This window comes from Curtobacterium oceanosedimentum, from assembly GCF_020297365.1.
GTDB lineage: Bacteria > Actinomycetota > Actinomycetes > Actinomycetales > Microbacteriaceae > Curtobacterium.
Genome location: NZ_JAIXIG010000007.1, coordinates 91,117 through 112,585 on the forward strand (window position 1 = coordinate 91,117; position 21,469 = coordinate 112,585).

The following is a 21,469-nucleotide window of genomic DNA, read 5'->3' on the forward strand; positions in this document are numbered from 1 at the left end:
CTGCACCTCGGAGCACCCCGAACCGACCCCGACCGGAAGGCCCTGCATGCGGATCCTCGTGTGGCACGTGCACGGCGGCTGGATGGACGCCTTCGTCCGCGGCCCCCACGAGTACCTCATCCCGACCACCCCGGCGCGCGACGCCTGGGGACTCGGTCGCGGCGGGCGCGCCTGGCCGGAGAACGCCGTCGAGATCGACCCGGCGGACGTCGCCGAGGCCGAGGTCGACGTCGTCGTCCTGCAGCGCACCGAGGAACTCGAGGAGGCCCGCCGACTGCTCGGTGGTCGCGAGGTCCCGATGGTGTTCGTCGAGCACAACGCCCCCCGGGTCGACGTGCCGAACAGCCTGCACCCGATGCGCGACCGCGACGACCTGACCATCGCGCACGTGACGCACTGGAACGCCCTCATGTGGGACTGCGGCAGCGCCCGGACCACCGTCGTCGAGCACGGCGTCGTCGACCCCGGCCCCCTGTACACCGGCACGCTCGACCGCCTGGGCGTCGTGATCAACGAGCCCGTCCGTCGCAACCGTGTCGTCGGCACCGACCTGCTCCCCCGCTTCGCCGAGGTCGCACCGGTCGACGTCTGGGGCATCGGCACCGAACGGCTGCCGGAGCTCGGCTTCGGCGACCGCGTCGTCGCGCAGGGCGACGTGCAGTCGGACCCGATGCACGCGGCGCTCGCCGAACGGCGTGCCTACGTGCACCCGAACCGCTGGACCTCGCTCGGACTGTCGCTCATCGAGTCGATGCACATGGCGATGCCGGTGCTCGTGCTCGCCACGACCGACGCCGCGCGCACCGTGCCCGCCGAGGCCGGCGCGATCGCGACGGACGTCGAGGAGCTGGTGCGGGCCTCCAGGCTGTTGCTCGAGGACCCCGACGAGGCGCGCCGACGGGGCGCGGTGGCACGGGAGGCCGTCCTCGCGCGGCACGCGCTCGGCCGCTTCCTGGCGGACTGGGACGACCTGCTCGACGACGCCGTCACGCGCGGTGCGCGACGGGACCGGGCGGCGGGAGCCGCGTTCGAAGGGAGCCTGCGATGAGGATCGCGATGGTGTCCGAGCACGCGAGCCCGCTCGCGGTGCTCGGTGGAGTCGACGCCGGAGGACAGAACGTCCACGTGGCCGAGCTGTCCGGCGCCCTGGCCGACCGCGGCCACCACGTCACCGTGTACACGCGCCGCGACGACGCCGCGCAGCCGGTCCGCGTGCCCCTGCGACCGGGTGTCGACGTCGTGCACGTCGACGCGGGCCCGGCGCGCTCGGTGCCGAAGGACGACCTGTTCCCGTACATGGGCACGTTCGCCGCGGTGCTCGCCGCCGAGTGGTTCATCGAGCGCCCCGACGTCGTGCACGCGCACTTCTGGATGTCCGGCCACGCAGCACTCGAGGCCGTGGCGCAGGTGCAGGCCCGCACCGGTGGCGTCCGGATCCCCGTCGTGCAGACCTTCCACGCCCTCGGCGTCGTGAAGCGTCGCCACCAGGGCTCCGCGGACACGAGCCCCGCCGAGCGCGAGTGGATCGAGCCGGCGGTCGGCCGCAGCGTCGACCAGGTCGTCGCCACCTGCTCCGACGAGGCCTTCGAGCTCAAGGCCCTCGGCGTCCCGCTGCACGCCATCTCGGTGGTGCCGTGCGGCGTCGACGTCTCGCTCTTCCGTCCGGACGGCCCCGTCGAGGAGCGGGACCGACCGCTCCGGGTGCTCACCGCGTCGCGACTCGTGCAGCGCAAGGGCGTGGGGACGACCATCGCCGCACTCGCCGCGCTCGTCGAGCAGGGCCGCGACGTCGAACTCGTCGTCGTCGGGGGTGCCGGTGTGGCCGGTGCCGACCTGGTCGACGACCCCGAGTACCAGCGGCTCGACGCACTCGCACGCTCGCTCGGCGTCCGCGACCACGTGTCGTTCCGCGGGCAGCTCGGGCAGCACGACATGCCCGCCGTCTACCGCAGCGCCGACGTCGTCGTGTGCGCCCCCTGGTACGAGCCCTTCGGCATCGTGCCGCTCGAGGCGATGGCCTGCGGTCGCCCCGTGGTCGCCTCGAGCGTCGGCGGCCTCATCGACACGGTGGTCGAGGACGCGACCGGCCTGCACGTGCCGCCGCGCGACGAGGCCGCGGTCGCCGCCGCCGTCGGTGCCCTGCTCGACGACCCCGACCGCCGCGAGGCCTACGGTCGCGCCGGACGGGAGCGCGCCGAGTCGCGCTACACGTGGCAGAAGGTCGCCGCGGACAGCGAGCGGGTCTACGAACGCCTGCTCGCCGGCGCGTCGTCCACCGCGGCCAGCGCACCGGCCGCCGGCCGCTCGCGCCCCACCAACGCCGGTCGCGTCGCCCGCGCCGCACACCCGACGGAGAGGACCGCACGATGACCATCGACCAGCAGACCGGACTCGAGGAGCGCGCCTCCACGGAGAGCGCCCGCGTCGTCGTCGACCACGTCGCCGCGTCGGTCCCCGTGATCGCCTCGCTCGTCGACCACAAGGACCACATCGCCGAGTGGGCCGACGACATCGCCGCACGCCTGGTGGCCGGGCGCCGGCTGCTCGCCGCGGGCAACGGCGGTTCGGCGGCCGAGGCGCAGCACCTGACGTCCGAGCTGACGGGACGCTTCGACGGCGACCGGCCCGCGTACTCGGCCATCTCGCTGCACGCGGAGTCCTCGGCGGTCACGGCCATCGGCAACGACTACGGGTACGACCAGGTCTTCGCCCGGCAGGTGTCGGCGCACGCCCGCGCCGGTGACGTCGTCGTGCTGCTGTCGACCAGCGGCAAGAGCCCGAACCTGCTCCGCGCGGCGGAGGCTGCCCGCGCGGTCGGCGCCCGCTCCATCGCGATGACCGGTCCCCGGCCGAACCCCCTCGCCGAGGCCGTCGACGACGCGATCTGCATCGACGGCCCCTCCGCCAACGTGCAGGAAGCGCAGCTCGTCCTGGTGCACGCGCTGTGCAAGGCCATGGAACCGACGCTCCGACGCGGGGTCCGCCGGTGAGCGCGTCCACCGGTGCCGGCCGCGCCGCCTCGCCGCGCTTCCGCATCGCCGTCGTCGGCGACACCCTGCTCGACGTGGACGTCTCCGGCACGAGTGAACGCCTGAGCCCCGACGCCCCGGTGCCCGTGGTCGACGTCGACACCGACGACCGCCGCGCCGGCGGCGCCGGACTCGTGGCGACCATGCTCACCCGCGACGGCCACGACGTCACCCTGGTCACCGTGCTGAGCGACGACGGACGAGCGCAGGAGATCCGCGACCTGCTGCCCGACGTCACCGTCGTCGCCGGGCCCTCCGGTGCGCCGACCCCGGTGAAGACCCGCGTACGCGTCGTCGACCACGCCCTCGTCCGCATCGACGAGGGCTGCGCGACCCCGCCCGTCCCCGAGGCCACCGACGCCATGCTCGCCGCGCTCGACGACGTCGACGCGGTCGTCGTCGCAGACTACGGCCGGGGCGTCGCCGCGTCACCCGCGCTGCGGGACGCCCTGACCCGGGTCGCCGAGCGCGTCCCGGTGGTCTGGGACCCGCACCCCAAGGGCGCCGCCCCGGTGGCGGGGATCGCGGTCGCGACCCCCAACGCCGCCGAGGCGCGACGCTTCACCGACGTGGCGGGGCACGGTGTGCCCTTCGCCACCGAGGCCGCCGCACGGCTCGTCGAGCAATGGCAGGCCGGTGCCGTCGCCGTCACCATGGGCGACCGCGGCGCGCTGCTCGCCGACACGCAGGGCGACAGCCGCTTCGTGCCGGCGCCGTCCGTCAGCGCCGGGGACCCCTGCGGTGCCGGTGACCGGCTCGCCGCCGGTGTCGCCGTCGCCCTGGCAGCCGGAGCGGACGTCCCCGACGCCGTGTCGGCCGGGGTGGTCGCGGCGTCCGAGTACCTGGCGGCCGGGGGCGTCACCGCGCTCTTCGCCGACGACGGGCCCGCCCCGCTGGCGGTCCCGGGCTCGGACCGCGACGCGATGCGCCTGGTGCACGACGTCCGGAGCGCCGGCGGCACCGTCGTCGCCACCGGCGGGTGCTTCGACCTGCTGCACGCCGGGCACGCCCGCACCCTGTCCGCCGCCCGCGCGCTCGGCGACTGCCTGGTCGTGTGCCTCAACTCGGACTCGTCGGTGCGCGGCCTGAAGGGCCCCGACCGGCCGATCATGACCCAGGACGACCGGGTCGAGCTGCTCCTCGCACTCGACTGCGTCGACGCCGTGGTCGTGTTCGACGAGTCGACCCCCGACGAGGCCCTGCGCCGCTTCCGCCCGGACGTCTGGGCGAAGGGCGGCGACTACACCGCGAGCGAGCTGCCGGAGACGGCGACCCTGGCGGAGTGGGGCGGTCGCGTCGTGACCGTGCCGTTCCACCCGGGACGCTCCACCACCCGCCTCGCCGCGGCCCTCGAACAGGTCGGCTGACCCGGCGACGCCCGTCGTCCCGACGACGGACGTCCCGGTCGTCCGACACCCCGCCGGTCCGCCGGCAGCACCACGCCCACCCGGAAGGAACTCCATGCCCGTCCCCACCACCCCCATCGGCCGCGTCCTCGTCACCGGCGGCGCGTCCGGACTCGGCGCCGCCGTCGTCGCGGCCGTCACCGAGGCCGGCGGCACGCCCATCGTCCTGGACCTGCGGATCGACGCCGTGCCCGATGGTGTCGACGCCGTCGCGGTCGACGTCTCGGACACCGAGGCCGTCGAGCAGGCCGTGCGCGAGGCCGTCGAGCGCCACGGCGGCCTGGACGCCGTCGTCACCGCCGCGGGCATCGACACCCCCGCGCCGATCGACGCCATCTCGTCGGGCAAGTGGGAGCAGATCGTCGGCGTGAACCTGATCGGCACCGCGTCGACCGTGCGCGCCGCGCTGCCCGCCCTCGAGGCCACGCACGGCCGCGTCGTGACGATCTCGTCGTCGCTCGCCCTGCGCGGGGTCGGCCACGGCACCGCCTACTCGGCGTCGAAGTTCGGCGTCCGCGGGTTCTCGCAGGCCCTCGCCGCGGAGACCGCCGGCCGCATCGGTGTCACCAACGTGATCCCGGCCGGCATGCGCACGAACTTCTTCGCGGACCGCACCGAGCAGTACAAGCCGGGTCCGGACGCACAGCTCATCGAGCCGGAGTACGTCGCGAACTCGATCATCTTCGCGCTGTCGCAGCCAGCCGGTTGCGAGATCCGCGAGCTGTCGATCATGCCCGCCACGGAGCCGAGCTGGCCGTAGGCCCCTCGCGCGAGCGACAGGACCCCGCGGACGCCCGCGGGGTCCTGTCGCGTTCCGGGCGCGTGGCGTGGGCCCCGGACGCAGCACGCGCGTCCCGATCGCGACCGGCGGTCGGACGGGAGGCGCGGTGGCGGAGTGCGCCGTGCCTCCCGTCCGGTGGGTGGCGCGACCACCCCGCGGAAGCGACAGACGCGCACGCACGGTCCGCGGCGCCCTCTCGCTCCCGCGAGGGCGAACGACCGACCGCGCAGCCCGCCGTCAGGCGTGGCGCAGCAGGTCCTCGACGTCGGTGAGCACCAGGTCCGGCTCGACCTCGTCGACGTAGGACGGGTCGTGCTCGCAGCGCTCCGCGGTCCACCCCACCTGGGTGACGTCGATGCCGCACACCGGGCACCGCGTGACGTACGACAGGTGCACCCGGTGCCGCCCGCGGTCGAACGGACCCGCGTTGACGACGTTCCCGAACCAGAACACGCCGACCGTCGGGGTGCCGACGGCGACCGCCAGGTGGCGCGGACCGGAGTCGTCGCCGACCATGACGTCGGCGGCGGCGAGGACGGCGGGCAGCTCGGGCAGCGGCAGCGACCCGGTCAGGTCGTGCAGTCCGGCACGGAGTTCCGACGGGACCGCGGCGACGATGGCGTCCGACGCCGGGACGTCGGTGGCGTCGCCCACGAGCACGACGGCGTCGCCGGCCTCCAGGCGGGCGCGCACGACCGCGGCGAACCTATCGGGGCTCCAGCGCCGACGAGGATCCGTCGCGCCGGGGTGCACGGCGACGAGGCGTCCGGCGACACCGAGGCGCTCGCGCACGGCCGCTCGTTCGGACGCGGTGACGCGGACCCGCGGGTCGAGGGTCACCGGCTCCGCCCCGGCGAGGGATGCGACCTCGAGGGCACGGACGACCTCGTGCTGGTAGTAGACGTACCGGACCCAGCGTTCCAGGACCTCGGCGTCCTCGGTGGCGGTGCCGACGGTGTGCCGGGCGCCGAGGCGGAGCAGGAACGGGTTCGAGTTCCGCCCGCCGCCGTGCACCTGGACCGCGAGGTCGAAGCGTCCGTGCAGCCGCTCGAAGAAGTCCTGCTCGGACGGGGCGCCGTCGCCGGACTCGCGGACGCCGGGCGCGACGGGGAGCTCCTCGAAGGCGTGCACCGCGTCGGTCCGCCCCTGCAGCACGGCGTGCCCGGCCGGGGTGCCGAGGAGCGTCACCCGCGCGTCCGGGTAGGCGGCCGCGAGTGCCTCGATCGCCGGCAGCGCGAACATCAGGTCGCCGAGTCCCCCACCGCGGAGCACCGCGATCTCCCTGACGCCGTCGAACCGTTCTCCGCCCACACCGATCTGTTGCACAGTCAACATCTACCGGTCGGCCCCGGTCGGACGTTCAGCACCGGTGCCCGATGGACGAGAAGCGCGACGCCGTGACCGCACCCAGCGATGTTCGGGCAACGTGTGAGGCCCGCCCGTCCCCGGAAGGACCCCATGACGATCGCACCCACCGCCACCGACGACCTCGTCGTGACCGACCCGGTCGACGGGTCCACCGCGTCGAGCGTCCCCCGCTCGACCGAGGAGGACGTCCGGGACGCGGTCGCACGCGCACGCGCAGCCGCGGGCGCCTGGGCCAGGACGGCGCCGGCGGAGCGCGGGGCACTGCTGCACGCGGCGGCGGAGCACCTCCGCGCACACGCGCAGGAGCTGGCAGACCTCAACACCCGCGAGACCGGCAAGGTCCCCGGTGACGCCCTGGGCGGCGTCGAGGCCGGCATCGGCACGCTCGTGCAGTACGCCGAGCTCGGACCGGTGCACCGCGGCGAGGCCCTGCGCGGCCAGTTCGGTGCCGCCGACTGGTCGGTGCCGCACGCCCGTGGTGTCGTCCTCGCGCTGACGCCGTGGAACGACCCGGTCGCGGTGGCCTGCGGGATCCTCGGCGCCGCGATCGTCACCGGCAACACCGTCGTGCACAAGGGCAGCGAGCGGTGCCCCGCCACGTTCGCGCGGCTGAACGCCCTGCTCGCCGAGGTGCTGCCGGACGGCGTGCTCGTCGGTGTCGACGGTGACGCGACCACCGGCGAGCAGCTCCTCGCCCAGGACGGCATCGACGTGTACGCGCACGTCGGCTCGACCGCCACGGGCGACCGCCTGAGCGAGGTCGCCGCCACCACCCGTGCCCACGTCATCCGCGAGAACGGCGGCAACGACGCCGTCGTGGTGGACACCGACGTCGACCCGGAGTGGGCCGCCGCGCAGGTCGCACTGGGGGCCTTCGCGAACACCGGACAGATCTGCACGAGCGTCGAGCGGGTCTACGTGCACCAGGACGTCGCCGACGCGTTCGTCACCGCGCTCGTCGCCGAGGCCGAGCGCCGCACGGCGTCGGCCGCCGCCGACTTCGGTCCGCTCGTCGACGACCGCCTGCGTCGCACCGTGCAGGCGCACGTCGACGAGGCCGTCTCGCGCGGCGCGGTCGTCCGCACCGGCGGCGTCACGCCGGACGGGCCGGGCTCGTTCTACCCGGCGACCGTCCTGACCGAGTGCACCGACGACATGCTCGTGCTGACCGAGGAGACCTTCGGTCCGATCGCGCCCGTCCGTGTGGTGTCGGACTTCGACGAGGGGATCCGGCTCGCCGCGGCCGACCGCTACGGCCTGGCCGCGACCGTGCTGACGAACGACACCGGGCACGCCCTGCGCGCCGCGGCCGAGCTGCCCGTCGGCACCGTCAAGGTGAACGCGGTGTTCGGCGGCGCCCCCGGCGGCAGCGCCCAGCCGCGTGGTGCCTCGGGCGCCGGGTTCGGGTACGGCCCGCACCTGCTCGACGAGATGACGACGACGACCGTCGTGCACCTCGAGGCCGCACCGCCCCGCCGCGGCACGCAGCCCGCCAGCGCGGCCGGCAGCAGCGACCCCGCAGCCGCCGCCGGCGCCACCGCCGGCAGCGCCGACACCGTGGGAGGCACCCGATGACCGCCGACGTCCGCCTGGTCCGCGACCTCGTCGCCACCGTCGACGACCGCGAGCCCCTCGTCGTCGTGATCGGCGACTGCATCCTCGACCGGTGGACCGTCGGCGAGGCCGAGCGGGTCTCCCGCGAAGCGCCCGCCCCCGTCGTCCGCGTCACCGAGACGATCGCCGTGCCCGGCGGCGCCGCGAACACCGCCGTGAACGCCCGCGCGCTCGGTGCCCGCGTCCGGATGGTCGGTCTGATCGGCGACGACGAGGCCGGCGCCGTCCTGCGCCAGCGACTCGAGGCCGCCGGGGTCGACACGTCGTACCTGGTGGAGATCCCCGGCGCACGGACCACCACGAAGTCCCGTGTCGTCGGCGGTGACCGCATGGTCGTCCGCGTCGACGAACTCGCCGCCACACCAACCCCGGAGCACGGCGAACAGCTCGCCCGCTCCGTCGCCCGCGCCGTCCGGTGCGCCGACGCCGCGGTGGTCTGCGACTACGGCCTGGGCGTCCAGCCCGACGACGTCGTCCCGATGCTCGACCGCGACCGCCCGGGTGCCGTCGTCGTCGACGCGCACGACCTGACCCGCTGGGCCGCGCTGCACCCCGACCTCGTCACACCGAACGCCGGCGAGACCGCCGCACTGCTCGGCACCGAGCTCGGTACCGGCGCAGACCGTGCCGCGACCGTGCTGGCCGCCCGCGACGACGTCCTCGCCCGCAGCGGTGCGCGCGCCGCGGTCGTCACCCTCGACCGCGACGGCACGGTGCTGCTCGAGCCCGGCTCCGACCGCGGCTTCCGCACCAGGGCGATCCCGGCGTCGGAGCAGCAGGCGTCGGGCGCCGGCGACACGTTCTGCGCCGCCGCGACCGTCGCCCTCGCCGTGCAGGCCCCCCTGCGCGACGCGGTGTCGGTCGCCCAGGCCGCCGCCGACGTCGTGGTCCGCGAGGCCGGTACCTCGGTCTGCACCGCCGCCGCGCTCCTCGACTCCGTCACCGCGCCCGCAGCGACCGTCGTCGACCACGACGAACTCGCCACCGCGGTCGAGGCAGCCCGCCGTGCCGGCCGCCGCGTGGTCTTCACGAACGGGTGCTTCGACGTCGTCCACCGCGGCCACACGACGTACCTGCGGCAGGCACGCGACCTGGGCGACCTGCTCGTCGTCGCGCTCAACGACGACGACTCGGTCCGCCGGCTGAAGGGCCCGGAGCGGCCGATCAACCCCGCCGAGGACCGCGCCGGCGTGCTCGCCGCGCTGGCCTGCGTCGACCTGGTCACCGTCTTCGCGACGGACACCCCGATCCCGCTCATCGAACGGCTCCGGCCCGAGGTCTACGTCAAGGGCGGCGACTACTCCCCCGAGATGCTCAGCGAGACCGCGGTCGTGCGCGGCTACGGGGGCGAGGTCGTGATGGTCGACTACGTGCCCGAGCACTCCACGACGGCCGTGGTGCGCCGCATCCGCGAGGCCGCCGCACGCCCCGAACCGGACCCGGCACCGTGACCGCCCGCTGGTCCGGGTCCTGGGCGAAGGCCCCCGATCCAGCGGACACCGGGCACGTCGACGTGGACGTGCTCATCCCCACGGTCGGCCGTCCGGCCGAGCTCGCGGCGACGCTCGCCGGCCTGGCCGCGCAGACCGACGTCGACCTGCGCGTGGTGCTCAGCGACCAGTCGGCGGGCTCGGACGCCGCCAGCGAACCAGCGGTCGCGGCGATGCTCCGCGTCCTGGAGGCCCAGGGCCGGCCCGTCACGCGTCTCACGCACCCGGAACGGCGTGGCCTGGCCGAGCACCGGCAGTTCCTGCTCGACCACGCCTCGGCACCCGCGGTGCTGTTCCTCGACGACGACGTCTGGCTCGAACCGGGCTCGATCGCCCGGATGCTCGACGCCCTGCGCACGCTCGGCTGCGGCTTCGTCGGCAGCGCGGTGCAGGGGTTGTCCTACCTGCAGGACCGTCGCCCGCACGAGACCGCCGTGTTCGAGCGGTGGGACGGCCCCGTCGTGCCCGAGGTGGTGCGGCGCGGGACGCCCGGGTTCGACCGCTGGTCGCTGCACAACGCCGCAAACCCGACGCACGTCGCCGCCGACCTCGACGTCGAACCGGGCGGGTGGGTGCCGTACCGCGTCGCCTGGGTGGGAGCCTGCACGCTCTACGACCGCGCCGCGCTGCTCGACGTCGGCGGCTTCGCCTTCTGGGACACCCTGCCGCCCGAGCACGCCGGCGAGGACGTCGTGGCGCAGTGGCGGGTGATGGAACGCTCCGGCGGTGTCGGCATCCTGCCGTCGGGCGCCGTCCACCTCGAGGCCCCGACCACCGTGGTCGACCGGCGGGTGGACGCCCCCGACGTCGTGTTCGCCGAGGGGAACGTCATCCCGCAGTAGGAGGCCGCTCCGACCCCCGCCGGATGGCAGCCGTCGCCGGATTCCGTAGCGTCGGGACGGTCGGCGAGGTCCGTCGGCGGAGGGAGTCGCCGTGCTGGACCAGATCACCCCGTTCGTCGTCGACCTGGCCGCGAGTCCCCTCGTCTACGTCGTGCTCCTCGCCCTCTGCCTGGTCGACGGGTTCTTCCCGCCGGTCCCGAGCGAGGCCGCCCTCGTGGCGGTCGCCGCCGTCGCCGCCACGTCCGGCCAGCCGGTCCTGGTCGGTGTCCTCGGCGCCGCCGCCGTTGGCGCGATCGCCGGGGACTCGATCGCGTACGGGATCGGTCGGCGCATCGGGCTCACCCGGCTCGGACGGTCGCGGCGACCCCGGATCGTCGCGGCGTTCGCCTTCGCCGAGCGGCAGATGCAGCGCCGGTCGGCCAGCCTGATCCTGGTCGGACGGTACATCCCGGTCGGTCGCGTCGCGGTGAACACGACGGCGGGAGCGACGCGGCTGCCCTACCGGCGGTTCCTGGCGATCAGTTCGATCGCGGGCGTCGCCTGGGCGTCGACCTCGGTGGGCATCGCGCTCGCGGCCGCGCAGGTGCTGCACGAGCCGGTCGTCGCGGCGCTGGTGTCGATGGTCGTGGCCGCCGGGCTCGGCATCGCGGTCGACCGGGTCATCGCCGTCCTGGCGAGGCGGCGGGATGCGCGCGCGGCCCGCGTGCCCGACTCGTCCGAGGTGCCGGAGCCGGTCGCGATCGGACGCTGAGCGCGGCAGGCACGGACGCGGGACGACAGCGTCGACGTCGCACGACGACGACATCGTCGCGGGTGCCGGACGCGACCGCGGACGGACGGGAGGCCCGGTGCCAGCTGGCACCGGGCCTCCCGTCCGTCTGCTGCCGCGGCTCAGGCCGCGAGGTGCGCCTGCAGGAACCAGCGGTCCTTCGTCAGCCCGCGCTCGATCTCGATGGCGACGTCCTGGCTGTTCAGGTCGACCTCGTCGAGGCCCTCGACCGCGCGCCGGACCTGCAGGAGCGCCGCGTCGACCTGGGCGATCACCTCGGTGATGGTGACGTCGGAGTCCTGGAAGCCCTGCGACAGCGGCGGCAGGGTCGTGTTCGCGGCGACGGTGGCGACCCGTGCGTCGACCGGCAGGCCGAGCGCGACGATCCGCTCGGCGGCGGTGTCGGCGTACGCCTGCGCGTGCTCGACGACGTCGTCGAGCAGCTCGTGGACCCCGACGAAGTTGCGGCCACGGACGTGCCAGTGGGCCTGCTTGCCGTTGACGACGAGGGCCTCGAGGTCGATGACGACGGGCGACAGGAACTGGGCGACGCCGGCTGCGAGCTCGGGCGTGGTCGAGAACGGGGACGTGGTGCCCGTGGTGGTCGGCGTGGTGGCGGTCGTGTGCGTGGTCATGTCGGTTCCTCCTTCGTCGTGGCGGTGGCACCGGGTCGTTGCCCTGGTGTGTCCGATCCGGTGCGTCCGATGGGGTCAACCATGCCCGCCTGTCTTGCATGCCGCAAGGAAGAGCAGGCTCCCCTTACCCGCCCGACTCGACCTGGACCTGCTGGCCGGCATCGGTGAGCTCGAGCTGCACCACGGACCGTGCACGCTCGACCCACGGGCTGTCGACGCAGCCGATCCACACCGCCGTGCGGGGCTCGCAGTCGGTGACGCACCACTCGGCGGCCCACCCGGTCAGGGCGTGCGCCAGGGCCTCGCCGTGGTCGGCGAAGACCAGCGGTGCGACGGCCGAACCGCGCGCGCTCCGGACGAGCCACGTCACCGTCACGCGCGGCGGGGCGGGCAGGATGCGCACCTGCTCGTCGAGGGCGACCTCGACGAAGACCTGCCCGTAGGCGTTCTCCGGCAGGTCCTCGAGCATGCGGTGGATCTCGCCGAGGTCCTCGGCACCGCCCGCGATGAGGATGCGGTCGCTGGGCTGTCGCCGGGTCCGTGCCATGCGCCAACGGTAAGGCAAGCCTTACCTCATCACAAGGGGGACCGATCGGTCCCGGCGATCCGTCCGGCCGGCACGCCGAGCTCGTGCGACAGGAAGCGCCACATCCAGGACAACGCGACCGAGCTGGTGAGCCCCGGGACACCCTGGGCGATCTGTGTCGCGACGCCGTCGCTGTAGGCGGCGAGCTGCAGGGCGACGGTGTCCGGGTCGACGCGGTCGGCCCCGTCCGGCCCCGTGCTGCCGGCCGCGGCGCCGCCGGGACGGCCGAAGACGCCCGTGTCGACGCCGCGGCGGACCACGCGCGCCAGGCAGGCCTCCCACACGCGGATCCGTTCGGCGTACTCGGCGGCGACCTCGGGCCGGCGGACCACCGCGGTCCAGTAGTCCGACCAGATGCGCCAGTGCTGCCGGACCTGTTCGGTGTCGCCGAACAGCGGGGCCACGAGCATCCGCAGGGCCGCCACCACGTCGGGTTCGGCGTCGACGGCCTCCACGATCGCACCGTAGAAGCGCTCGGTCTCGAGCACGACGACCTCGTTGAGGATCTCCGCGACGCTGCCGAAGTGGTACGTCACGGTGCCGACGGACACGTCGGCCTCGGCCGCGATGTCCCGCAGGCCGGTGGCGCCGACACCCTTGCGGACGATGACCGCGCGGGCCGCCTGGACGATCATGGCCCGACGGACCTCGGGGCGCTGTCGCGCCCGGCCGGTCGGGCTCACGCCGAGGTCCTCGGTACGTCGTCGACGAACGTCTGCTCGGCGACGAGCACCTCGTGCGCGTCCGGTCCACCGTCGCGCGCCCACGCCCGCACGGTGTTGACGACGTGGAAGGCGCGGGCGTCGGCGGTGACCTCCGAGGTCGTCTCGAGCCGCGCGGACCACTCCGGCTTCGCCAGGCCGATCGCCCACCGGGACGTCGCGCGGGCGCTCGTCGGGTCGTCGGAGCGGATGCGGTAGGTCTCGCGGGCGTCCTCGGTGAACACCAGGCCGTCCGGGTACACCCGGCCGCCGCCGTACCCGGGGTCGACGTCGAGCGTCCACTCCCCCGTCTCGACGTCGTGCGTCACGGTACGCTGCGGCAGCGGGTCGGCCGGCGTGACCCGCTCGATGACGAGCGGCTCGGACCGTTCGGGCTCGGCGAAGGACACGCCGTCGTCGGTGGTCCGGGTCCACGCGGGCAGGGTGACGCTCGAGGCCGTCGGGTCGACGGTCACGGCGGCCTCGGTGCCGTGCGGCCACACCCACGGCCAGTACGACGACGAGACCGCGATGCGCAGGCGGTGTCCCTCGGCGAAGCGGTGCCCGGTCGACACCAGGCGCACGGGCAGGTCCGCCGGCGTGCCCGGCACGAGCGCGTCGTCGCGGTGCATGCCCTGTCGCTTCGCCGCGTTGAGCACACCCCGGGTGACGAGTGTCGACGACCCGTCGGGCGCGACGTCGCAGAGCCGCACGGTCAGGGTGGCGCGGGGTTGGTCGCTCGTGACGGACAATCGCACGAGCACCGTACCGAGCAGGTCGAAGGCCTTGCCGACGGGCAGGTCGAAGCAGACCGAACGGCCGTCCTCGGCGCGCTGGTCCGTCGGCAGGTCGGTGGCGTTGCCGAACGGGAAGAACCGGCCGGCGTCCACCCCGGTGTGCTGCGGCGACCGCACGACCACCGGGCCGAGGTCGCCACCGCGCAGGGCGGCGAGGGGCAGGACGCGCTCGTGGGTCGCGGCGGAGGGCCACGCCTCGGCGCCGACCCACCGCCCACGGCGGGCCGCGTAGTGCGCGGCGGGCGGTTCGCCCTCGTTGATCCAGGCCCGCAGTGCCGGCTCCTGCTCCACCCCGGTGTCGACGCCCCGCAGCCAGCGGTCCCACCACCGCAGGGTCTCCTGCAGGAACCCGATCGACGGTCCCGGTGCGAGTCCCCGGTCCGGGTACTGGTGCGACCACGGGCCGATGATGCCCTTCACGGGGGCACCGACGTGCTCGACGAGCCGCAGCACCGCGTCCCGGTACGGGTCCGCCCAGCCGCCGACGGCGAGCACCGCCGCCTGGATGCCGTCGTAGTCCTCGGCGGCGCTGCCGTGCCGCCAGTAGTCGTCCCGCTCCTGGTGCGCCAGCCACACGGGCGTCATCGGACGGTTCGCCTCGAGCCGCTCGCGCCAGCGGTCGACCCACTCCGGCCCGACGACCTCCGGCCGCGGTGGACGCGAGTTGAACGCGAACATGGTCGCGCCCCACGCCGCCATGTCGATGCCGAGCACCGCACCGCCGACGTAGTGCACGTCGTTGTCGTACCGGTCGTCCGTCGAGCAGACCGTGACGATGGCCTTCAGCGCGGCCGGAGCGCGCGCGGCCAGCTGCAGGGCGTTGAACCCGCCCCACGAGATCCCGAACATGCCGACGGCACCGGTCGACCACTCCTGCTCGGCGAGCCACGCGATCACGGCCTCGCCGTCGCGGAGCTCCTGTTCGCTGTACTCGTCGTCGAACAGGCCGTCCGACGACCCGGTGCCGCGGATGTCCACCCGCACGGACGCGTAGCCGTGCCGGGCGTACCAGGGGTGCCGCTCGGAGTCGCGCGGAGCGGTCCAGTCGTCGAGCCGGTACGGCAGGTACTCGAGCAGCACCGGGACCGGCCCGTCCGGGGCGACCGGCGACCAGATGCGGGCGTGCAACCGCACACCGTCCGGCATCGGCACCCACTCGTCACGCACCGTCACGCCAGCGGGCAGCGAACCGGGGTCGCCGATGGCGGTGAGGCTGGTGGCGGCGGTGCCGTCGTGCGTGCTCATGCGTCCTCCCAGTTGCGGACGCGGTGTCCGTCGCCGTGGTCCGTCCAGCCGTCGGTGTGCCGCCAGCGGGCGACGCCGTCGCCGACGTCGGGCAGCGTCGTGCGGCCCGGCTCGAGCGTCGCCGCGAGCAACGTCGAGGTGTAGGGGTGGTTCGGACCGGTGAACACGTGTTCGGTCGGGCCGATCTCGACGATGCGTCCGCCGGTCATCACGGCGACGCGGTCCGCGACGCCGCGCACGACCGCGAGGTCGTGGCTGATGAACAGGCAGGCCAGCCCGCGCTCGCGCTGCAGGTCGGCGAGCAGTGCGAGGATCCCCGCCTGCACCTGCACGTCGAGCGCCGTGGTGATCTCGTCGGCGATGACGAGCGCGGGGTCGGCGGCCAGCGCCCGGGCGATGCCGACGCGCTGCCGCTGCCCGCCGGACAGCTGCGCGGGCAGGCGGTCCGCGAACTCCGGACCGAGCCCGACCTGGGTGAGCAGCGCACCGACCCGCTCCCGCGACGACGACCCGGTGAAGAGCCGCAGCGGCCGTGCGATCGCCGCGCCCACGGTGCGCCGCGGGTTGAGCGAGGTGTCGGCGTTCTGGAACACCAGCTGCACCGCGCGTCGCAGCGCAGCGGGCCTGCCCGCGATCGGCACGCGCAGGTCCCCGCGCGTGGTGCCGTCGTCGTACGAGAACGTCCCCGACTCGGCGGGCACCAGGCCCGCCAGCGCGGTCGCGAGCGTCGACTTGCCGCTGCCGGACTCACCGACGACGGCGAGCGTCTCGTGGGCGGCGACCGTGAACGAGACGCCGTCGACGGCCGCGGGCAGGCCGCGGCCGTACCGCACCACCAGGTCGTCCGCGGTCACCACGGGGCGGTCGGTGCGGACGGGAGGCGCGGTGCGGGTCGCCGTGGCGGCGACCGTCCCGGGGACGGTGGCGTCCTCGGACACGTGGTCCGGCCCGCTCCCCATCGGCACGGCCGACTCGCCGCTGGCGCGTCGATCCGGGACCGGCGACGTGTGCCCTGGCCGTCGCCCGTCCGGCGCCGCGGCCAGCAGGGCGCGCGTGTACGCGTGCTGCGGGTCTGCGAAGAGCGCGGCGGTGGCGGCGTGTTCGACCACCGCTCCGGCGCGCATCACGGCGATCTCGTCCGCCATCGCGGAGACGACGCCGAGGTCGTGGCTGACGAGCAGGACGGCCATGCCGAGCTGGCGGCCGAGGTCGGCGACCAGGTCGAGGACGGCCGCCTGCGTGACGACGTCGAGCGCCGTCGTGGGTTCGTCGAGCACCAGGACCCGGGGTCGGGCGGCGACGGCCATCGCGATGGCGACGCGCTGCTGCTGACCGCCGGACAGCTGGTGCGGCCAGCGCCGCACGATCGCGTCGGGGTCCGGCAGGCGCACGAGCCGGACGAGCTCGGCGACGCGTTCCGGGCCGTCCGGCTCGCCGTGGGCGCGGAGGGCCTCGCGGATCTGGTCGCCGACGCGCATCGACGGGGTCAGTGCCTGGCCGGCGTTCTGCGCGACGACCGACGCGGTGCCACCGCGCAGCGCACGACGACCGGCCGGCGACAGCGCGAACACGTCGGCGCCGTCCACCCGGACCGTGCCCGCGTCGATCGACGAGCCCGCGCGCAGGTGGGCGAGGAGGGTGCGTGCGACGGTGGACTTGCCGCTGCCGGACTCACCGACCAGGCCGAGCGTGCGGCCGGCGGCGATCGTGAAGGACACGCCCTGCACGACGGGCACGGACCGTCTGCCCGCGGCGTACGAGATCGACAGGTCGTCCACGCGGACGATCGGCTCGGCCGCGGTCGTGGTCGTCGCGGGCCCGGGGTGGACGTCGGGACGGGTCATGCGCTGACTCCCTGCTTGGCGCGGTCGACACCGAGCGACTTGCTCAGACCATCGGCGGCGAGGTTGAGCCCGATCACCAGCGTGGCCAGGGCCACGATCGGTGCGAGCGTGCCGAGCGGCACCACCGTGAGCGCGGTGCGGTTCTCCTGCACCATGAGGCCCCAGTCCGGCGTGGGCGGGTTCGCGCCGAAGCCCAGGAAGGACAGCGACGCGACGAGCAGCACGATCCACGAGGCCCGCATCGCGTACTCGACGAGGACCACGTCGAGCACGTTGGGCAGGATCTCGCGGAACACGATCGACAGGGCGCGTTCGCCGCGTGCCCGGGCGGCGGTGACGTAGTCCTGCGTGATGACGGTCCGCGCGGCGCCGCGCACCACCCGGGTCACGGCGGGCGCGTAGACGACGGTCACGGCCAGGACGATCACCCACAGGCCCGCGTCGAAGACGGTGACGACGACGAGCAGGGCGAGGATCGACGGCACGCTGAGCAGCGCGTCGACGACCCGCATGACGACCTCGTCGAACCAGTTGTCGGCGTACGCGGTGACGCAGCCGAGCACGGTGCCGATCGCCACCGCGATCGTCGTGGCGAGGAACGTCACGAGCAGGGCGTAGCGGCCGCCGTTCAGCGTGCGCGAGAGGACGTCGCGCCCGTACTGGTCCGTGCCGAGCCAGTGCGTCCACGACGGCCCACCGAGCACGGAACCGGCGTTCGTCGCCACGGGGTCGTGTCCGGCGATGAGGGGCGCGAGCACGGCGAGCACGACGTGCAGGGCGATGAGCCCGAGGCCGACAGCGAGCGCGGTGGACCCGCGCAGTGGCGCGACGGCACCGGCGAGGACGACGCCGGCGCGGCGGCGGGGTGCGGTGGCGGTCATGCGGCGGCCTTCCTGGTGCGGCGCGGGGCGACGGCGGCACGGGTGCGCGTCCGACTGCGCCGCTGTCGCGTCCGCAGCTTCGGGTCGAGCGCGAGGGCGACCAGGTCGGCGGCGAGGTTGCACACGACGTAGATCAGGGCGCTCAGCAGGGCGATCGCCTCGATCGTCGGCAGGTCCCGGTTGAACACCGACTCGAGCATGAGCTTGCCCATGCCGGGGTAGTTGAAGACGTTCTCGACGACGACCACACCGCCGAGCAGCCACGCGACGTTGAGCGCCACGACGTTCAGCGTCGGCAGCAGTGCGCTCGGCACCGCGTGCTTCCAGACCACCCGGCGCACGGTCAGCCCCTTGAGCTCGGCGGTCGTGACGAACTCCGACGCCATGACGTCGATGGTCGACGACCGTGCGGTGCGCACGATGTAGGCGGCCATCGCCAGGGTGAGGACGATGATCGGCAGCCAGATGGTCGGCAGCAGCTCGGCGACGGTGGCGTCGCTCCCCCGCAGCACGACGGCGGGGAACACCGGCAGGCCGATGGCGAAGAGCAGCACCAGGACCGTCGCGACCATGAACTCCGGCACGCTCATCACCACCAGGCTGACGATCGAGATCACCCGGTCGGTGGGACGGCCACGGCGGACGCCTGCGACCACGCCGAGGGTGAGCGACAGCGTGACGCCGACGAGCATCGCGGGCACCGCGATGAGCATGCTGTTCCGGAAGGCCGTGAACAGCGTCGGCGCGACGGGCTCGCCGCCGACGAGCGAGGTGCCGAAGTCGCCGTGCACGGCGCCGCCGAGCCACTGCAGGTAGCGCAGCCAGACGTTCTGGTCGAGGCCGAGCGAGCCCCGCAGCTGCTCGACCGCCTCAGGCGTGGCGTTCTGGCCGAGCAGCTGCTGGGCGACGTCGCCCGGCAGGGCCTGCACCGCGAGGAACACGAAGAGCGAGGCGAGCACGACCGTGAGCACGGCGATGCCGACCCGGCGCAGGACGGTGGTGAGGATGGTCATCGGCGCAGTCCGATCCGGAGGTAGTCGAACTCGAAGCCGAACTCCGAGTAGTTCACGACGTCACGGGACAACCCGACCAGCCGGTCGCCGAACATCGGCGTCATGTCGGCGCCGTCCTCGACCACGAGTCGCTGGGCGTCCTGGTAGAGCGTCAGCCGTTTCGCGTCGTCCATCTCGGCGCGGGCGTCGTCGAGCAGCGCGTCGAAGGTCTCGTTCGACCAGGCGCTCTCGTTGTAGGACGACCCGGTCCGGAAGATCTGGTTGAGCAGCTGGTCGATCGGTCGCCCGGTGAACCAGTAGCTCACCATGAGCGGCTCCTGCATCCAGATCTGCGTGTAGTACGAGTCCGCGCTGGCGTTGCGGACGGTCAGCCGGATGCCCGCGTCGGCGACGGCGTCCCGGTAGGCGACGGCCAACGGGGTGAACACCGACTCGTAGCTCGACGTGTGGATCGCGGTGCGGAAGCCCTCGCGCCCCGCCCGCTTCAGCAGCGCCCGTGCCTTGTCCGGGTCGTACTCGCGGTGGTCGTCGACGAAGGCGGCGAGCTGCGGCGGCACGGGGTTGTCCCAGCCCGGTGACCCGGTGCCCTGCAGTGCGGTGTCCACGATCGTCTGCGGGTCGTAGGCGAGCTTCATCGCCTGGCGGACCAGCGGGTCGCGGAACTCGTCGCTCGTCGCGAGCATCGGGATCGTGTACCACTGCGCGTTCTTCGAGCGGGCGACGGTGGCACGGTCGGACGCCGAGACCACCCGGGCGGTCGCGAAGTCCAGGTTCGTCTGCGAGATCAGGTCGATCTGCCCGGCGAGCAGGGCGTTCACCCGCGCCGTCGTGTCCTGGATCGAGAAGAAGTCGATGCCGTCGAGCGCCGGGCGGCCGGCGAAGTGGTCCTCGAACGCCTCGACGCTGCCCGCGCCGGCCGGCGTGAACGACGACAGGCGGAACGGGCCGGTGCCGATGCCGGTGCGGCCGATGTCGGCGATCGCACCAGCGGGCACGATGTAGCACTGGTACGCGGTGAGCAGCGACGGGAACTCGGCGTTCGGCTTGGTCAGCGAGAACCGCAGGGTGTGCGGGTCGAGGGCACGCATCGAGTCGGCGTCCATCACCTCGCCGAGCACGCCGGCCTGCGGGCTGCCGGTCGCCTCGTCGAGGATGTGCCGGATGCTCGCGACGGCGTCGTCGGCGGTGAACGGCGAGCCGTCGTGGAACGTCACACCGCGGCGGAGCGCGAAGGTCCACTCGGTGCCGTCGGCGTTCGCGGACCACTCCTCGGCGAGGTCGGGCACCGTGGTGCCCTGCTCGTCGAGCTTCACGAGCCGGTTGTAGAGCGCGCCGAGGTACTCGTACGCCGACAGCGAGCTGGCGGAGTCGAGGGTCTCGGCGGCCGACGCCGCAGGTCGCGCGATGCGCAGGCGTCCCCCGCGGCGCGCGACGCCGGTGGCGGCGGCCTCGGGGATGGTGGGCGTGCCGGCGGTCGCACCGGAGCTGCACCCGGTGAGCGTGAGCAGGCCGAGGCCGGCCAGGCCGGCCGCGCCGGTGAGGACCGCGCGACGGCTCGGGCCGTGCGCGTTCCGTGGTTCGGTGACGATGGGCTGCATCGGGGTGACCCCTCCAGTAATCGTTCCGGTGAACGATAGGGGGCCGGGGCCGATCCCCCAAGCCCGCGACCGGGCGCGGGCCGGTGCTCGGCAGCAGCGGATCCGCGTGCGGGCGCGGATCGACGGCGTTCGGCCCGGCCGGAACTTCACCAAGCCGTTACACGCGCCGCCGGGTACGGTTCCTGTGGTTGTCCGCAGGTTCTCGTTCCGGACCCACCCGTTCGGGGGGCGGCTCCGGATCACTCCTCGGTGCTTGCGACGGGCCACCCACCTGCCGCGCACCGATGGGCAGCGTCGCCCGCGCGAACGGTGGGCGCGGGTACCCGAAGACCTGCGCCCGCCGGACGCAGACCGCCGGCACGGACGCCGCACCCCGGTGCGAGCGTCGTGGCAGACAGAAGGACCCCCGATGCTGCGCGCTGAGCGCTGCACCGGGGGTCCTGATCGAGCGGATGACGAGATTCGAACTCGCGACCCTCACCTTGGCAAGGTGATGCGCTACCACTGCGCCACATCCGCGTTCGCACGCCCTGTCGGCCGTGCGGAGACGACTCTACCCGATGGCGACCCCGGCGGCTGGTTCCGCCGCCGTTCCGGGCGTGTCCGGCGCGCCGCGGGGGTGTCCACCAGGTGCACGGAGTTCGATCAGAGCATGAGCTACGTGCACGACAACCCCGGCGGAACCGAGGCCCACGGGGTCGACCTGGTGGACGGTGACGCCCCGGCGGTCCGGATCCTGGTGCACGGCGACCTGCCCACCAGCATCGAGCACGAGGGGCGGACGTGGCTCGCCACCGGTGACGCCCACGACGGTGGCGACGACGGGACGCCGCCGATCGCCATCTACCGCCCGGTCTGAGCGCGCCGGGG

At 74.2% G+C, this 21,469-nt stretch carries 19 protein-coding genes and 1 tRNA gene; 10 read left to right on the forward strand and 10 right to left on the reverse strand.

The genetic code is table 11. The features are described from left to right. Positions 1-46: 46 nt before the first annotated feature. From LEL83_RS04850 to LEL83_RS04870, 5 genes are all read left to right on the forward strand, one after another. Entirely contained in the window at positions 47-1,048 is a 1,002-nt protein-coding gene (locus tag LEL83_RS04850) for a glycosyltransferase (protein ID WP_225557970.1), read from the forward strand. Continuing rightward, complete coding sequence (locus LEL83_RS04855; RefSeq protein WP_225557971.1) at positions 1,045-2,370, forward strand: glycosyltransferase; 1,326 nt, start codon at positions 1,045-1,047, stop codon at positions 2,368-2,370. Before LEL83_RS04850 ends, LEL83_RS04855 begins: the two co-directional genes overlap by 4 nt. Next, positions 2,367-2,990, forward strand: a complete 624-nt coding sequence (locus LEL83_RS04860) for a D-sedoheptulose-7-phosphate isomerase (RefSeq protein WP_198658536.1) — start codon at positions 2,367-2,369, stop codon at positions 2,988-2,990. The genes LEL83_RS04855 and LEL83_RS04860 overlap by 4 nt, the downstream gene beginning before the upstream one ends. Then, on the forward strand, positions 2,987-4,396 hold the full coding sequence (locus tag LEL83_RS04865) for a PfkB family carbohydrate kinase (protein WP_225557972.1): 1,410 nt from the start codon (positions 2,987-2,989) through the stop codon (positions 4,394-4,396). The genes LEL83_RS04860 and LEL83_RS04865 overlap by 4 nt, the downstream gene beginning before the upstream one ends. A 94-nt stretch (positions 4,397-4,490) precedes the next feature. Then, positions 4,491-5,195 (forward strand): SDR family oxidoreductase, encoded by a 705-nt coding sequence (locus LEL83_RS04870; RefSeq protein ID WP_198658534.1) that lies wholly within the window; start codon positions 4,491-4,493, stop codon positions 5,193-5,195. A gap of 258 nt (positions 5,196-5,453) precedes the next feature. On the opposite strand, the gene LEL83_RS04875 is transcribed toward LEL83_RS04870, so the two are convergent. Further along, positions 5,454-6,551 (reverse strand): glycosyltransferase family 9 protein, encoded by a 1,098-nt coding sequence (locus LEL83_RS04875; protein ID WP_372454436.1) that lies wholly within the window; start codon positions 6,549-6,551, stop codon positions 5,454-5,456. A 123-nt stretch (positions 6,552-6,674) separates the two neighbouring features. Here LEL83_RS04875 and LEL83_RS04880 point away from each other — a divergent pair, with 123 nt between their 5' ends. The 4 genes from LEL83_RS04880 (at position 6,675) to LEL83_RS04895 (ending at position 11,281) form a co-directional block, all read left to right on the forward strand. Continuing rightward, positions 6,675-8,159 carry an aldehyde dehydrogenase family protein gene (locus LEL83_RS04880; protein ID WP_225557974.1) on the forward strand — a complete coding sequence of 495 codons (1,485 nt, stop codon included), beginning with the start codon at positions 6,675-6,677 and terminating at the stop codon, positions 8,157-8,159. Next, complete coding sequence (gene rfaE2 / locus LEL83_RS04885) at positions 8,156-9,649, forward strand: D-glycero-beta-D-manno-heptose 1-phosphate adenylyltransferase (protein ID WP_198658531.1); 1,494 nt, start codon at positions 8,156-8,158, stop codon at positions 9,647-9,649. The genes LEL83_RS04880 and rfaE2 overlap by 4 nt, the downstream gene beginning before the upstream one ends. Then, on the forward strand, positions 9,646-10,530 hold the full coding sequence (locus LEL83_RS04890; protein ID WP_225557975.1) for a glycosyltransferase family 2 protein: 885 nt from the start codon (positions 9,646-9,648) through the stop codon (positions 10,528-10,530). Before rfaE2 ends, LEL83_RS04890 begins: the two co-directional genes overlap by 4 nt. Before the next feature lie 91 nt (positions 10,531-10,621). Next, positions 10,622-11,281: a DedA family protein gene (locus tag LEL83_RS04895; protein ID WP_225557976.1), complete on the forward strand. Its 660-nt coding sequence runs from the start codon at positions 10,622-10,624 to the stop codon at positions 11,279-11,281. Between the two features lie 140 nt (positions 11,282-11,421). Here LEL83_RS04895 and LEL83_RS04900 read toward each other — a convergent pair whose 3' ends face one another. From LEL83_RS04900 to LEL83_RS04940, 9 genes are all read right to left on the reverse strand, one after another. Beyond that, a complete protein-coding gene (locus tag LEL83_RS04900) occupies positions 11,422-11,934 on the reverse strand; it encodes a Dps family protein (protein WP_225557977.1) in 513 nt (170 codons plus the stop codon). 124 nt (positions 11,935-12,058) lie between these two features. Further along, a complete protein-coding gene (locus LEL83_RS04905) occupies positions 12,059-12,481 on the reverse strand; it encodes an SIP domain-containing protein (RefSeq protein ID WP_198658528.1) in 423 nt (140 codons plus the stop codon). Between the two features lie 29 nt (positions 12,482-12,510). Continuing rightward, entirely contained in the window at positions 12,511-13,203 is a 693-nt protein-coding gene (locus LEL83_RS04910) for a TetR/AcrR family transcriptional regulator (RefSeq protein ID WP_225557978.1), read from the reverse strand. Beyond that, entirely contained in the window at positions 13,200-15,263 is a 2,064-nt protein-coding gene (locus LEL83_RS04915; protein ID WP_225557979.1) for a CocE/NonD family hydrolase, read from the reverse strand. The genes LEL83_RS04910 and LEL83_RS04915 overlap by 4 nt, the downstream gene beginning before the upstream one ends. Further along, complete coding sequence (locus LEL83_RS04920; protein ID WP_225557980.1) at positions 15,260-17,107, reverse strand: dipeptide ABC transporter ATP-binding protein; 1,848 nt, start codon at positions 17,105-17,107, stop codon at positions 15,260-15,262. The genes LEL83_RS04915 and LEL83_RS04920 overlap by 4 nt, the downstream gene beginning before the upstream one ends. Beyond that, positions 17,104-17,988 carry an ABC transporter permease gene (locus tag LEL83_RS04925; RefSeq protein WP_198658525.1) on the reverse strand — a complete coding sequence of 295 codons (885 nt, stop codon included), beginning with the start codon at positions 17,986-17,988 and terminating at the stop codon, positions 17,104-17,106. Before LEL83_RS04925 ends, LEL83_RS04920 begins: the two co-directional genes overlap by 4 nt. Continuing rightward, on the reverse strand, positions 17,985-19,001 hold the full coding sequence (locus LEL83_RS04930) for an ABC transporter permease (RefSeq protein WP_225557981.1): 1,017 nt from the start codon (positions 18,999-19,001) through the stop codon (positions 17,985-17,987). The genes LEL83_RS04925 and LEL83_RS04930 overlap by 4 nt, the downstream gene beginning before the upstream one ends. Further along, entirely contained in the window at positions 18,998-20,599 is a 1,602-nt protein-coding gene (locus LEL83_RS04935; protein WP_198658523.1) for an ABC transporter substrate-binding protein, read from the reverse strand. Before LEL83_RS04935 ends, LEL83_RS04930 begins: the two co-directional genes overlap by 4 nt. A gap of 447 nt (positions 20,600-21,046) precedes the next feature. Continuing rightward, a tRNA-Gly gene (locus tag LEL83_RS04940) sits at positions 21,047-21,118 on the reverse strand. A gap of 133 nt (positions 21,119-21,251) precedes the next feature. Between LEL83_RS04940 and LEL83_RS04945 the strand changes: the two genes are divergently transcribed. Beyond that, positions 21,252-21,458: a hypothetical protein gene (locus LEL83_RS04945; protein WP_198658522.1), complete on the forward strand. Its 207-nt coding sequence runs from the start codon at positions 21,252-21,254 to the stop codon at positions 21,456-21,458. The last annotated feature ends 11 nt before the right edge of the window (positions 21,459-21,469 follow it).

Bases quoted from the DNA above. Each gene is read 5' to 3' on its own strand.
- LEL83_RS04905 (WP_198658528.1), bottom strand. From the start codon at position 12,481: ATGGCACGGACCCGGCGACAGCCCAGCGACCGCATCCTCATCGCGGGC.
- LEL83_RS04850 (WP_225557970.1), top strand. From the start codon at position 47: ATGCGGATCCTCGTGTGGCACGTGCACGGCGGCTGGATGGACGCCTTC.
- LEL83_RS04870 (WP_198658534.1), top strand. From the start codon at position 4,491: ATGCCCGTCCCCACCACCCCCATCGGCCGCGTCCTCGTCACCGGCGGC.
- LEL83_RS04860 (WP_198658536.1), top strand. From the start codon at position 2,367: ATGACCATCGACCAGCAGACCGGACTCGAGGAGCGCGCCTCCACGGAG.
- LEL83_RS04920 (WP_225557980.1), bottom strand. From the start codon at position 17,107: ATGACCCGTCCCGACGTCCACCCCGGGCCCGCGACGACCACGACCGCG.
- LEL83_RS04915 (WP_225557979.1), bottom strand. From the start codon at position 15,263: ATGAGCACGCACGACGGCACCGCCGCCACCAGCCTCACCGCCATCGGC.
- LEL83_RS04880 (WP_225557974.1), top strand. From the start codon at position 6,675: ATGACGATCGCACCCACCGCCACCGACGACCTCGTCGTGACCGACCCG.
- rfaE2 (WP_198658531.1), top strand. From the start codon at position 8,156: ATGACCGCCGACGTCCGCCTGGTCCGCGACCTCGTCGCCACCGTCGAC.
- LEL83_RS04875 (WP_372454436.1), bottom strand. From the start codon at position 6,551: ATGTTGACTGTGCAACAGATCGGTGTGGGCGGAGAACGGTTCGACGGC.
- LEL83_RS04930 (WP_225557981.1), bottom strand. From the start codon at position 19,001: ATGACCATCCTCACCACCGTCCTGCGCCGGGTCGGCATCGCCGTGCTC.
- LEL83_RS04925 (WP_198658525.1), bottom strand. From the start codon at position 17,988: ATGACCGCCACCGCACCCCGCCGCCGCGCCGGCGTCGTCCTCGCCGGT.
- LEL83_RS04945 (WP_198658522.1), top strand. From the start codon at position 21,252: ATGAGCTACGTGCACGACAACCCCGGCGGAACCGAGGCCCACGGGGTC.
- LEL83_RS04855 (WP_225557971.1), top strand. From the start codon at position 1,045: ATGAGGATCGCGATGGTGTCCGAGCACGCGAGCCCGCTCGCGGTGCTC.
- LEL83_RS04935 (WP_198658523.1), bottom strand. From the start codon at position 20,599: ATGCAGCCCATCGTCACCGAACCACGGAACGCGCACGGCCCGAGCCGT.
- LEL83_RS04900 (WP_225557977.1), bottom strand. From the start codon at position 11,934: ATGACCACGCACACGACCGCCACCACGCCGACCACCACGGGCACCACG.